Here is a 12761-nt window from a genome sequence, read left to right on the forward strand (position 1 = left end):
CGGTCAGCTCCCCTTCGCGGGGACGATCTGGAGGTAGATCGCCGTGAGGACCGTGTTCACGAAGAACAGCAGCATGAAGGTGATGACGACGGACTGGTTCACCGCGTCGCCGACACCCTTGGGGCCGCCGCGCGGGTTGAGTCCGCGGTAGGCGGCGACGATGCCCGCGATGAAGCCGAAGATCAGCGCCTTGACCTCGCTGATGTACAGGTCGGGGAGCTGGGCGAGGGCGGAGAAGCTGGCCAGGTAGGCACCGGGGGTGCCGTGCTGGAGGATCACGTTGAAGAAATAGCCGCCCAGCGTGCCGACGACGGAGACCAGACCGTTCAGCAGTACGGCGACCAGCATGGTGGCCAGGACGCGGGGGACGACGAGGCGCTGGATGGGCGAGACGCCCATGACCTCCATCGCGTCGAGTTCCTCGCGGATCTTCCGCGAGCCGAGGTCGGCGCAGATGGCCGAGCCGGCGGCGCCGGAGATCAGCAGGGCCACGATGATCGGGCTGGCCTGCTGGATGACGGCGAGGACGCTGGCTCCGCCGGTGAACGACTGGGCGCCGAGCTGCTGGGTCAGCGAGCCGACCTGGAGGGCGATGACGGCGCCGAACGGGATCGAGACGAGTGCGGCGGGCAGGATGGTGACGCTGGCGACGAACCAGAACTGCTCGATGAACTCCCGTACCTGGAAGGGACGTCGGAACACCTCCCGGCTCACGGTCGCGGCGAGGGAGAACAGCTTCCCGGTCTCGCGCAGCGGGGCGAGCAGCCGGCTCGGCGGCTTGTGCTCCGGCGTCCTCGGCGGCGTCGCGTCGGCCACACCGGGCGGGGGCGGCTCGGGGGGCAGCACCGGCATGGGGGCCGTCACGGGCGTTCACCGCCCGCGGCCGGGGTGTAGCTCTTCATGATGGCCGTGCGGGCGGCCTCGGGCAGCTGGCCCATCAGCGACAGGACCCGTTCCCGGCGGCGCAGCGCGGCCTGCCGTACGGGCATGCCGGGCGAGGGCTCCAGCTGCGGTACGACGGTGCGCGGCCCGTTGGCGGAGCTGATGCCGACTCCGTAGCCGTTCACCTCCTCGGCGGCGAGGGTGGCGGCGTCCTTCTCCTCGGCCATCCCGATGGGCCCCTCGCGGCGCCCCGCGAGGAACTGGGAGACGACCGGCATGTCGCTGGTGAGCAGCACCTCGCGCGGTCCGAAGGTGACGAGGTTGCGGCAGAAGAGCATCCCCATGTTGTCCGGGACGGTGGCCGCGATGTCGAGGTTGTGGGTGACGATGAGCATCGTCGCGTCGATCTGCGCGTTGAGGTCGATGAGCAGCTGGGAGATGTAGGCGGTGCGGACCGGGTCGAGTCCGGAGTCCGGTTCGTCGCAGAGGATGATCTGCGGGTCCAGGACGAGGGCACGGGCCAGCCCGGCCCGCTTACGCATCCCGCCGGAGATCTCGCCCGGCAGTTTGTCCTCGGCACCGAGGAGACCGACGATGTCGATCCGTTCCATGACAATGCGGCGGATTTCCGATTCCTTCTTGCGGGTGTGTTCACGCAAGGGGAAGGCGATGTTGTCGAAGAGCGACATCGACCCGAAGAGGGCACCGTCCTGGAACATGAGCCCGAAGAGCTTGCGGGTCTCCATGATCTCGCGTTCCGGACTGTTCACCATGTCGACGCCGTTGATGAGGACGCGTCCGTGCTCGGGCTTCAGCAGACCGATGATGGATTTCAGGAAGACGGTCTTTCCGGTGCCGGAAGGTCCGAGCATGACGCTCACTTCACCGGCGGGCAGTGTGAGAGTGACGTCCTGCCAGATGTTCTGCTTGCCGAAGGACTTCGTGAGGCCTTCGACGACTACTTCGATTCCCATCGGCCCTCCTTCGAAGTTGTGGTGAACGAAGTCATCTGTCAGCGCTCCGGCTCTGAGAAATCCAATGGCGGCTCGTCACACATGCACCAGGAGGCGCACGCTATGTCCGTCGAAACCGCCAGGACAAGCCGTTGAACAGCGGAAATCGACGAATCTGATGCTCGGCGAGGATCACTTGTCACCGAGTGACAAAGCCCTGCGGCGGCTTTGTCGGAATCTGCGCAAGGTCTCCGGCGTGCGGACCGGGGCCCCGCGACCGGCGGACCGGATCCGCCAGGGCTCCGGAGGTACCGAACGAGCAGCCACGGATACGTTTCCCCGCTGCTCAACCGGGACGCTACGGCCCGGTAACCTGGCTTTGCAATACTGGTTCGCCATCTTTTTGCACGGCACTTCACGGCCTTTTTTGTTTTTGTGAGCGGGTGAGTAATGCACACCTTGCACTTGTCGGTAAGTGAGTCCTCCGGCACCCCGGTGCGCAAACGCCCGCCGCACCCGGCAGAATGCGCCGGGCGGGGCGGGCGGCGTCACTGATTTCCGTACTCCGCGGAATGAGGTACCGAAGAGTACCTACCGTGCCACTCCTGCGTGCCAGCTCTCCGAAAGCAGCCGGCCGGCGTTGGGCACCGCCGCGCCGGGGGACGCCAGGCCCCCCGTGTACGTGGCGGCGTCATTGAGTACCAGGTTGTTGTTCCCGGCCGCCGACGGGAGCGCCGTCTTCAGGTTGACCGCCCAGTTCAGCTCACCGAGGGTCAGGGGTCCGCAGCCGCTCACCCCGGGGACGGCGAAGCCTGCGTCGCCCTGGGCGTTTCCGGTCAGCTCGACCCTGTTCAGCGAGCCCCCGGTGTTCGTCGTGCCGTTGGCGTCGAAGCGGCGGCTGGCCAGGGCCGGCCGGGTGAGATTCTGCGGACGCAGCAGGACCGGTTCGGAGGTGGTGCCGATGTAGCACTTCGACCCCAGGAAGGGGTTCTCCAGATGGATCCGGACCGGAATGTCGACGATCGTCTTCCCGCTCTGCATCCCGGCGACCAGGTCGAAGTTCCTGGGTGTGCCCGCCGACTGCACGGTGGCGACGACCCGGTTGAGGCTGTTGTTCGTCAACTGCTCGCAGATGCCCGAGATCACCGGAATCCCGCTCGGGCACATGAGGCCGAGCAGACCGCCGGGAATCTCCGTCGGGGCCCCGACGATCGCCCCGCCCGCGGGCGGCACGATCCTTGACTCGCCCGTCGCCGTGTTGCGTACGACGCCGAACTGGAGGTCGTTGGCACCGGTCGTCGCCAGGGTGTTGCCGAGCTTGATGGAGCCGCTCTCGGAGTGCGAGGCCACGCAGATCGCGATGTCCGTCTGACCGTCCGCGGCCAGCATGGCCGGGTCGTCGACCGGACACCGGGTGAAGGGCGCCCAGTTGCCGTTCATCTCCTGGGCGGAGGCGGCGCTCGCCGGCGAGGTGCTCAGCGGAATTCCGACGGCGACCGCCAGCAGTGCGCCGACAAAGGCAGGTCTGACTCGCTTCGGGACAGCACTCATTGATCGTCCAGCCTTTCTGAGGGAGGTGGTACGAAGATGCGCGTGAGTTCAGCGTTCGGGCTTGGGCTTCGGGGGCTCAGGACAGTGCAGAGGCACGTTGTTCACGCAGAGTGGGCCCTGCATCATCTTGGTGTAGTTCCCCGTTCCGGACACCGACGCGGTGAACACGTTGTCCAGGTCCTCCGTCGCCCCGCAGCCACTGAACGGGGGCACATCGGAGTAACCGGTGAGCGGCCCGCCGGACTTGACGGTGTACCCCTCGTCCGGAACGTTCAGACCGGTGGAGCCCTTGCCCGTGAGTACGAGTTCCATCGGCCGCACCGTTCGGCAGTTCGGACCCACATCGAGCGGCGTGCCGTTCACCTTCACGTCGTACAGCCGCACACTCACATGCGCCGTCGATGTCGTGGTTTCAGCTCTGCGCTTGGTCACCGGGTCCTGCACCGACTGGTAGACCGTCTCGATGTTGATGGGGTCCGTGATCGACATCTCCACGGTGGCGGTCGTCGGCATGAAGCCGAACGTCAGAAACGTCGACCGGGCAGGCGGCATCTGGGGCTTGCCGTTGTAGTCCATCGTGCCTTCGGAGTGGATCCAGGTGAGCCCACCGGTGGGGCAGGTGTAGGCGGCGAACATCGACTGGAGCTGGAGCCGGAGATGAGCGGGGTCCCTGAACTCCATGGCGGCCTTCTGCTTGTTCACGTTGGCGTAGCCGGCCATGTATCCGTGCGCCCCGGTGGCAGGCACGGAGATCGGGCCGTAGAAGAGCTTGCAACCGGGCAGCTCCGGCGGCTCCACCTCCGAGGTCTTCGCCTGCTCCTCGGTGTCCGTGCTCCGGGCTTCCACCTTCGGTGACACCACCCCGCCCGCGTCCGGGTCCGGCGTCCCGGTCACCGGACCGTCGGGCGACGCGGGTACCTCGACGGTGCCCAGCTCCGCCGACTGATCCGCATCGGCCGTGCAGGACACGGAGATGACGGCGGGATCGGCCGGCCCCGCGTCCGCGGGCCGAGCCACCAGGTCCAGTTGCAGTCTGCCCGCCGTGAAGACCATGGCACCACTGGATCGTGGGGTCACGGTGGGCACGGCCCCGGTCGCCTCGACGGCCATGTCCTGCTCCGGGGTGATCGTGGACTCGGGGATCTGGAGCCCTTCCCACATCACATCTGCCGACACACCGTTCTGTGTCACCGCCGTCTCCAGACGAGCCGCCCCGGACAGCTTGGGCTGTGCGCCTTCCGGCAGTTCGCCCAGCAGCTCCGGCGCCAGCGCCAGACCGAGCCGTACGTGCTCCGGCTGGACAGTGGCACCGACCGGAGAGCTCAGCGGCAGTTCGACGGAGACGGTCACATCCGCCTCGTGCCGACCGGATGCCGATGTGCAGGAGTACCCGAACCGGGACTCGGCCACGTGGGTCCCGCCGGCGACGCCGGTACCCGGCATGAGCCCGGCCAACAGAGCCATCGCACCGACGGCACCGGCCTGCACCACTCGCCGGGGGCGGCTCGACTTCATTCTCATCTCGGCAACCTGCCGTCGTCTCGGAGCTGACTGGTCGTCTGCGGAGGCACTCGCGGGCCCTCGCGGTCAGTGACTCACGGGGAGGTCACGGTGATGGGATCGTCCAGCACATAGGTGGCCGAGTACTCGACGCTGTCACCGTTGTTCAGCAGGCCCATGCATGCCCCGTTGTCACTGACATTGCTCATCGTGAGTCCATTGCCGTTCGCGACGGTCAACTCACCGGTGGAATTGCTGTACGTTGCATGACTCAACGATCCGGCTATCGTCATCGTGCAGTGTCCCAACCACGTGTAGGCGCCGAACGCCAGATTCACAGCGGTCAGTTTCCCCGTGACGATCCCGCCGGCGTAGCTCTCACCGTCGAATCCCATGGTGGTGGAGACCAGTTCGGCGGTGAACGTCGTTCCGAGAGGGGCGTAGCACAGGTCGTCGACGGGGTTGCCCCACGAGAAGGTCGTGACGTCGGCCAGTCCGGCACCGTCCGAGTACACCCCACTCGGCGCCGAACCCTTCACCCGGGTACCCGACCCTCCACACTCCAGCTGCTGGTCGGTGCTGACGTCATGCACCACAGCGTATGTTCCTGCCTTGAGCGAGCCCGAGAACCACCCGTCGGCGTGGGGATTGCTGACGGTCCACTGGACCTGCGAAGTGGCTGACGCCGACGTCGCCGACAGGCCGAAAGCAACTGCCACCGCGCCGGCGGTCAGCAAGGAACGCTGGATGACACTCACGGATCTCCTCATGGCAGGTGGGGTCGACTGCACCCAGGTCCCCTCGCGCCGCCTCTGCCGAGGAGGCGGCGCGCGGGGACCTCATGTGCGGTCAGTGACTCACGGGGAGGTCACGGTGATCGCCTTGTCCAGCACATAGGTGGCCGAGAACTGGGCGGTGTCACCCGCGTTCATCAGGCCCGAGCAGTTGTTCGCCGTCGCGATGGTGAGTCCGGTGCCGTTCGTGATGCTCAGCACACCGGTGGAGTTCGTGTACTTCGCGTTGGCGGCCGAACCGGTGATCGTCGCGGTGCAGACACCGAACAGGGTGTCCCCGGTGATCGTCACGTTGACGTCCGTCAGATTGCCCGAGGTGACTCCACCCGCATAGCTGGCACCGTTGAGCTTGATCGTTCCACTGGTGAGCGAAGCGGTGAACGTCGAGCCGAGCGGGCCGGCGCAGGGAGAGGAGGCAGTGCCCCAGGTCGCCGAGCTGATTTTGGCCAGGCCGCTACCGTTCGGGTACACGCCGGTGGTCGCCGTGCCGCTCGCCGCCGCCGTGGAGCAGGACACGCCCTGACCCGTGGTGTTGTCGAGCAGCTCGGCCGTCGTGCCTGCCTTGAGGTGAGCCGAGAACGACCCGTTGGCGTTGGGGTTGGTCACGGTCCACTGCGCGAGGGCAGTGGCCGAGGCCGACGTGGCGGCGAAGCCGAGCGCGGCTGCGGCGACGGTCGTTGCGAACAATGCTCGTCTGAGGGTGTTTCTCACGGAACATACCTCCGGGAAGTGGAGTTGGACGTACCCGATTACCTCGCGCCACGCCCTGGGAATGGGCCCGGCACGAGGGCGGCTCACATCGTGGAACGCAGAAGTCGATGGACTCGACTGCGTGATCGAACTCCGTGCGGATCGAACGTTACGAGCCAGTAGCCCAACGCGGCAATACCCGGCGCAGAAAATCCCCGACCCCTCCCGGCAAAAGTATTCCGCCTTAGCGATAACTCAGCAGATCGCCGCGATTTTCTATACGAAAGTGAGTAGTTACGGCCGTGTCATGCGCCCCGGACCCCGCAGGACACTCATCCCCGGCGCAGTCACCGGCGACGGGGCGGCCCGCCGACCGGCCACGTACCCGTCGGTAAGATCGTCGGACCTGCGGCCGAATGACCCCCGGACGCGCCGCGACCATCGAACCACCGAGCCGCACGACGCACCATGGAACCCGCTCCCGGACCACGGAACGCACCCCCGCCGGAACAGCTGAAGAATTACCCATTCCGGCCGCCCGGTTCTTGTTTTCCGCGAATCCCGAGGGTTTTACCTTTGCCGAAGAATGCACCCCCTTTCCAATACCACGCTGCATGCGGAGCGGATGACCGCAGCCCGTCGCGATCGAGGCCGCAGTACTGCGGCAGAACGCACACCACCCGCACGAATCCACACCAATCACCCGGACGGAAATCAGTTACCCGTGGTTACTTTCTTGTCTCCGGAAGAGTAGATGTCCGAAAAATATTGTCCTGAAGTGAGCACCGGCGTCCCACCTGCACCGAAGCACCACAACGGGGCCGAGATATGTTCCCCTTGCACTTCGATCTTGCCCAAGTAGTGGGCACAACCGCTGACTTGGTCTATCTTCATCGCGAACTTGGTACGCACCTGTCGGTTCGTGGGAGCGCTTTCCCCACCGCCTGACCCCCCACCGGGCGCCGGAGAGCAAGGGGACAGTCATGCCAGAACTCATACAGCCGTCGGACACCGGGGATCCACTGGGGCCGCTCCCCCAGGAATTCGCCGCCATCATGCGACCCGAACTGCCCAGCCTGATCAAGGAGATCGGCGTCGAGGTCACCCGGGCCTATCCGGAATACGCCCGGCTGCTCAGCGGCCCCAACGGGCAGGCCATCCGCGTCGGCGTCGAGCAGAGCCTCTCCTCGTTCGTGGACCTGGTCGCCGAACCGTCCGCCTCGACCTCGCTCCGCGACGACATGTGCCGTCGGTTCGGGCGCTTCGAGGCGTACGAAGGGCGCACCATGGAGACGCTCCAGGGCGCCTACCGGCTCGGGGCCCGGGTCGCGCTTCGACGGGCCAAGAAGGTCGGCCGGAGCTACAACTTCTCACCGACCCTCATGCTCAGCTTCGCCGACGCGCTCTTCACCTACATCGACGAGCTCGAATCCCTGTCCCGGGAAGGCTTCCTGGAGGTGCAGTCGCAGACCGGCGAACAGACCGAGGCCATGCGCCGCCGTCTGCTGCACCTGATCCTCGCCGGGCGCCCCGCACCCCGTACGGCCATCGCCGAGCTCTGCGAACAGACCGGATGGGCCCTCCCCGAGAAGGTCACCCTGGTCGCCGTCCGCTCCCCCGCCACCCTGGACCGGGCCGTGGCGGACCGCGACGTCCTGGCCGATCTCAGCGACCCCCAACCGCACTTACTGATCCCCGGAGCGTTCGACGACGCCCGGAGACACATGCTGGACGAGGCGCTCCTCGGCACCCACGCCGCGATCGGCCTGACCGTGCCCACCGCCCTGGCCTCGGACTCGATCCGCTGGGCCCGGCGTGTGCTCGAACTCGTCGACACGAACATCATCGACGACGCGCCCGTCATCCTCTGCGAGGCCCACCTCATCACCCTGTGGCTGCTCTCCGACCCGGTGCTGGTCGACCAGCTCGCCCAGCGCGAACTGGCGCCGATCTCGGAAATCAGCGCCACCCGCCGGGAGCGGCTGGTCGAGACCCTGCGGATCTGGCTGGACACCCGTGGCACCGCGGCCCACATGGGCGAGTTACTGGATGTCCATCCGCAGACGGTTCGCTACCGGATGCGCAATCTGGAGTCCATCTTCGGTGAGCAACTGACCGACCCCGAGAGCCGGTTCTCCACCGAGGCCGTGCTACGGGCACTCCAGCTGCGGGCCCGCGGCGAGGAAACGCCGCTCTGAGTCCGCTTCCGGCCGGATCACGGTCCTCACCATGAGTCAACTTACTTACAGGTAAGGCGAAATAGACGGTCACTCTCAAACGGTTGCCACACGGAGACGTTCTCAACGAGAAACCTGGAACTGCGTCCCGTACATATGGAGATGCCGGCCGCCGCACCCGGCGGCCGCACCCGGAACCACCTCCTGGCCAACCATTCCGAGAGGGCCCCCCATGACCGCCTCACACCTCCTCGTCCCCGTGCCGATCCCGGACCGGGTCGCCGCGCTGATCGGGTCCTGCATCCCGCCGCACATCCTGCAGGCGGAATTCGACGCCGATTGCGCCGCGCGCGAGGTGCGCAGCTTCCGCGGTCCGCGGCTCTGCGACGAGGACCGGGCCGACCGCGAGCAGGCGCTCTCCGAACTGGCCCGCGCCAACAAGATCCTCGCCGCCCACCACCCCAGGCTGGCAGTGCGCCCCGGCAGCTCCTGGTGACGTCCCGGCACCGCACCCGTCTCGCGAAGGGCGGACACGGCACCTACCTTACTCAAAAGTAAGTTTACTTCGGAGCAGGGAACCGGCGTGGCCGACAACAGCAGCGGCGACCTCACCGCCGAACTGGCCGGGCTCGACTTCGCGGCCGTCTCCCCCGAGGAGTTCGCCCGGCTCGTCAAGGGCCTGTCCGCCGAGCAGCTCGGCGAGGTCATGCACGGGGAGCTGCGCTCCCGGGTACTGGGCGAGGACCGAAGGCGTCGACGAGATCGGCTTCGCCGGTGTGCCGGAAGGCGTCGATCAGCTCGCGTGCGTTGCGCTCGATGACCGGCAGGAAGTTCTCCTGGAGATCCGTGCCCCGGAAGGCGGGTGCGACCAGGGCCCGGCGGACGGCGTGCTCGCGTCCGCTGAGCTGGAGGATCGTCCTGCCGTGGACCGGTTCGATCTGCCAGTCGTAGTTGTCGGTGGTGAACTCCCCCGCCCGGTCCTTGAACACCCGCTCCACGTCCTCGTACCGGGAGATGATGTAACTGTTCGTGGCCTCGTGCCGGATCAGCGGTGCGCTCTCGCGCCTGATCCGGTACGCCCCGTAGGGATCGGCCGCGAAGGCGGGCGAGAGAATGTCGGGCAGCGACGGCGATTGCGATGCGACCGGCTCGTGCGGGGCAGGTGTCATGACGCTCCAGGGTCGTGAACGGGCAACGCCGTCAAGGTTATTGACCAGTTGTCCACCGACACACCCCTTGGGGGACCGCCATGCCCGCCCGCCCGCGACCGTCCGTCCTGTTCGTCACCGACCTCGCCTACGAGGCGCGCGGACGGCGCTACTGCGACGAGGACATCCATCTGACCTCGCGGCTGCGGGAGGAGTTCGATGTCGCGCTCTGCCACCCCCGGGACGCCGCCGCGCTGCTGGACGGCTTCGACACGGTCGTCATCCGCAACAGCGGTCCCGTGCTGCATTACCAGGAGGCGTACGACGCGTTCCGCGCACGGGCGCGGGAGCTGGGCACCCGGGTCTACAACCCGTTGCACGGCCGCGGGGACATGGCGGGCAAGCAGTATCTGGTCGATCTGAGCCGGGCCGGCCATCCGGTGATCCCCACGGTGGACCGGGCGGCCGATCTGGGCTCGCTGCCCGAAGCGGCGCAGTACGTGGTCAAGCCGAAGCTGGGGGCGGACTCGGCCGGGCTGCGGTTCGTGCGGGAGGCCGAGCTGCCGGAGAGTGAGGACGGCACCATGCTCGTCCAGCCCCGGATCGACTTCCGCTACGAGGTGTCCTTCTACTTCGTCGACCACGATTTCCAGTACGCGCTGTACGCGCCGGACCCGGAGCGGCGGTGGGTGCTGGAGCCGTACGCGCCGGACGCGGCGGATCTGGCGTTCGCCCGCGGCTTCGTGGAATGGAACAGTCTCGACCACGGCATCCAGCGGGTCGACGCCTGCCGGACCGCGCAGGGAGAGCTGCTGCTCGTCGAGTTGGAGGACCTCAATCCGTACCTCTCGCTGGACCGGGTGGCGGAGCCCGTACGGGAGGCGTTCGTGACCCGGATGAAGACTTCCGTGCGGGATCTGCTGGCCTGACGACACGTCCGGCCGTCCCCCACATGCGGGAAGCACGGGCCGGTGTGATGGTGCAAGCGTGACCACTGCCAGCGAGACCGCCCCCGCCGCGCAGAGTGCCGCCGCGCCGCCCGTACTCGATCCGCGCCGCCGGAACATCGTCTTCGCGACGATCGTGCTGGGAATCCTGCTGGCCGCCCTGGACCAGACGATCGTCGGCACCGCGCTGCCGACGATCGTCTCGGATCTCGGTGGCGCCGCCCATATGTCCTGGGTGGTCACCGCCTATCTGCTCGCGGAGACGGTGGCGACGGTCCTGGTGGGCAAGTTCGGCGACCTGTTCGGCCGGAAGATCATCTTCCAGCTGTCCGCGATCATCTTCATCACCGGGTCGTTCCTCTGCGGTCTCGCGACCAACATGACGCTGCTGATCGTCTGGCGCGGGTTGCAGGGCATCGGGGCCGGCGGGCTGATGGTCACCTCGATGGCGCTGATCGCCGATGTGATCCCGTTGCGCGAGCGCGGCAAGTACCAGGGCGCGATCGGTGCGGTCTTCGGGGTGTCGACGGTGATCGGGCCGCTGCTCGGCGGGCTCTTCACCGACCATCTGAGCTGGCGCTGGGCGTTCTACGTCAATGTGCCGATCGCCATCGTGGTGGTCATCGCCGCGGCCCGGACGATCCCGTCCGTCAAGGCCGCCGGCCGGCCCGTCATCGACTATCTGGGCATCGCGATGGTCACGATCGGCGCGAGCGCGCTGATCCTGGCGACGAGCTGGGGCGGCAACGAGTACGCGTGGGGCTCGCCCGTCATCCTCGGACTCTTCGCGGGCGGCCTCGTCGCACTGGCGCTCTTCTGCATGGTGGAGTTCCGCGCAGCGGAGCCGATGCTGCCCATGCGGCTATTCCGGAACCCGGTGTTCACCGTCTGCTCGGTCCTGAGCTTCATCGTGGGCTTCGCGATGCTCGGCGCGATGATCTTCCTGCCGACGTATCTGCAGTACGTGGACGGGGACTCGGCGACCCTGTCGGGCGTACGGACGCTGCCGCTGGTCCTCGGGCTGCTCGTCGCCTCGATCTTCAGCGGCAATGTCGTGTCCAAGACGGGCCAGTACCGGGTGTTCCCCATCGTGGGCTCGCTGATCATGGCTGTGGGGCTGTATCTGCTCTCCCGGATGGGTCCCGGCACCGGGGTGTGGCTGGAGTCGCTGTACATGCTGGTGCTCGGGGTCGGTATCGGGCTGGCCATGCAGGTGCTGACGATCGCCGTGCAGAACACGGTCGACTACGCGGACCTGGGTACGGCGACGTCGGGTGTGACGTTCTTCCGTACGCTCGGCAGCTCCTTCGGCACGGCGGTCTTCGGCACGATCTACGCCAACGCCCTGAAGCCCAATCTGGCCGACGGCGTCGCCGCGGCGACGCGGGCCGGCGGCGACCCCGCGACGCTGGCGAAGGCCGCGCAGAGCCCGGCGGGGCTGCACGGTCTCCCTCCCGCGCAGTCGGCGCCATTGGCCCAGGCGTACGCGGACACGCTGCACACCGTGTTCCTGTGGACGGTGCCGGTCGCGGTCCTGGGGTTCTTCGTGGCGCTCTTCCTGAAACAGGTGAAGCTGCGGGACACGGCTCGGGTCGGCTCCACGGACATGGGCGAGGGCTTCGCGCAGCCCGGCACCGGCGACTCGGCCAAGCTCCTCGAATTCGCCGTGGCCAAGATCCTGCACGGAGTCGGTCCGGACACGGCCCGGCGGATCATCGCGGGCTCGGACACCCGGCTGGACATGGCGGGCGCCTGGGCGGTGATGCAGGTCGAGCTGTTCACGCGCATGGTGGGCCATGCGGGTCTGCGGCTGATCGCGACCCGGCACCGGCTGCCGCACGAGGTGCTGGTGCCGGTCTTCGACCGGATGATCGAGGAGGGCTATCTCACCGGCGACGGTCAACTGTTCACGCACACCGCCGCCGGGAGCCGGGAGGCCGCGGCGATCACCGACGCGTGGGCGCGATGGCTCAACGAGCGCCTGGACGAGCACGGAGCACGACCGGACGACCGGCAGCTGAGGGCGGCGGTGGACGTGATCGCCAAACGGCTGCTGGCGGAGGACCTGGCGCAGGAGCTGGCGCCGGACAAGGCCCTGGTGGGCACGGCGGGCTGAAGG

At 67.4% G+C, this 12761-nt stretch carries 11 protein-coding genes and 1 pseudogene; 4 read left to right on the plus strand and 8 right to left on the minus strand.

Features of this window, described 5'->3' with window-relative positions:
* Positions 1-3: 3 nt before the first annotated feature.
* The 6 genes from ACFVX4_RS14215 to ACFVX4_RS14240 form a co-directional block, all read right to left on the minus strand.
* Positions 4-864, minus strand: a complete 861-nt coding sequence (locus tag ACFVX4_RS14215) for an MlaE family ABC transporter permease (protein WP_389976013.1) — start codon at positions 862-864, stop codon at positions 4-6.
* Positions 861-1856, minus strand: a complete 996-nt coding sequence (locus ACFVX4_RS14220; protein WP_389976016.1) for an ABC transporter ATP-binding protein — start codon at positions 1854-1856, stop codon at positions 861-863. Before ACFVX4_RS14220 ends, ACFVX4_RS14215 begins: the two co-directional genes overlap by 4 nt.
* Positions 1857-2426: 570 nt before the next feature.
* Positions 2427-3386 carry a hypothetical protein gene (locus ACFVX4_RS14225; RefSeq protein ID WP_389976019.1) on the minus strand — a complete coding sequence of 320 codons (960 nt, stop codon included), beginning with the start codon at positions 3384-3386 and terminating at the stop codon, positions 2427-2429.
* Between the two features lie 48 nt (positions 3387-3434).
* Positions 3435-4907 carry a DUF6801 domain-containing protein gene (locus ACFVX4_RS14230; protein ID WP_389976022.1) on the minus strand — a complete coding sequence of 491 codons (1473 nt, stop codon included), beginning with the start codon at positions 4905-4907 and terminating at the stop codon, positions 3435-3437.
* A 74-nt stretch (positions 4908-4981) separates the two neighbouring features.
* Positions 4982-5644: a hypothetical protein gene (locus tag ACFVX4_RS14235; RefSeq protein WP_389976026.1), complete on the minus strand. Its 663-nt coding sequence runs from the start codon at positions 5642-5644 to the stop codon at positions 4982-4984.
* A gap of 99 nt (positions 5645-5743) precedes the next feature.
* Positions 5744-6367, minus strand: coding sequence for a hypothetical protein (locus ACFVX4_RS14240; RefSeq protein WP_389976029.1), 624 nt, complete (start codon positions 6365-6367; stop codon positions 5744-5746).
* Between the two features lie 986 nt (positions 6368-7353).
* Between ACFVX4_RS14240 and ACFVX4_RS14245 the strand changes: the two genes are divergently transcribed.
* Positions 7354-8568 carry a helix-turn-helix domain-containing protein gene (locus tag ACFVX4_RS14245; RefSeq protein ID WP_389976032.1) on the plus strand — a complete coding sequence of 405 codons (1215 nt, stop codon included), beginning with the start codon at positions 7354-7356 and terminating at the stop codon, positions 8566-8568.
* A gap of 211 nt (positions 8569-8779) precedes the next feature.
* Positions 8780-9043 carry a hypothetical protein gene (locus ACFVX4_RS14250; RefSeq protein WP_389976035.1) on the plus strand — a complete coding sequence of 88 codons (264 nt, stop codon included), beginning with the start codon at positions 8780-8782 and terminating at the stop codon, positions 9041-9043.
* A 48-nt stretch (positions 9044-9091) separates the two neighbouring features.
* Here ACFVX4_RS14250 and ACFVX4_RS14255 read toward each other — a convergent pair whose 3' ends face one another.
* The gene (locus ACFVX4_RS14255; protein ID WP_389976038.1) at positions 9092-9259 is read right to left on the minus strand and encodes a hypothetical protein; all 168 of its coding nucleotides are present in this window, start codon (positions 9257-9259) and stop codon (positions 9092-9094) included.
* Positions 9260-9284: 25 nt separating this feature from the next.
* A pseudogene (locus ACFVX4_RS14260) lies at positions 9285-9716 on the minus strand (cytochrome P450); the annotation flags it as partial.
* Positions 9717-9796: 80 nt separating this feature from the next.
* Here ACFVX4_RS14260 and ACFVX4_RS14265 point away from each other — a divergent pair.
* Both ACFVX4_RS14265 and ACFVX4_RS14270 read left to right on the plus strand, forming a co-directional pair.
* Complete coding sequence (locus ACFVX4_RS14265) at positions 9797-10624, plus strand: hypothetical protein (RefSeq protein WP_389976041.1); 828 nt, start codon at positions 9797-9799, stop codon at positions 10622-10624.
* A gap of 58 nt (positions 10625-10682) precedes the next feature.
* Positions 10683-12758, plus strand: a complete 2076-nt coding sequence (locus ACFVX4_RS14270) for an MDR family MFS transporter (RefSeq protein WP_389976044.1) — start codon at positions 10683-10685, stop codon at positions 12756-12758.
* The last annotated feature ends 3 nt before the right edge of the window (positions 12759-12761 follow it).

Source organism: Streptomyces sp. NPDC058240 (assembly GCF_042882135.1).
Classification (GTDB): Bacteria; Actinomycetota; Actinomycetes; order Streptomycetales; family Streptomycetaceae; genus Streptomyces.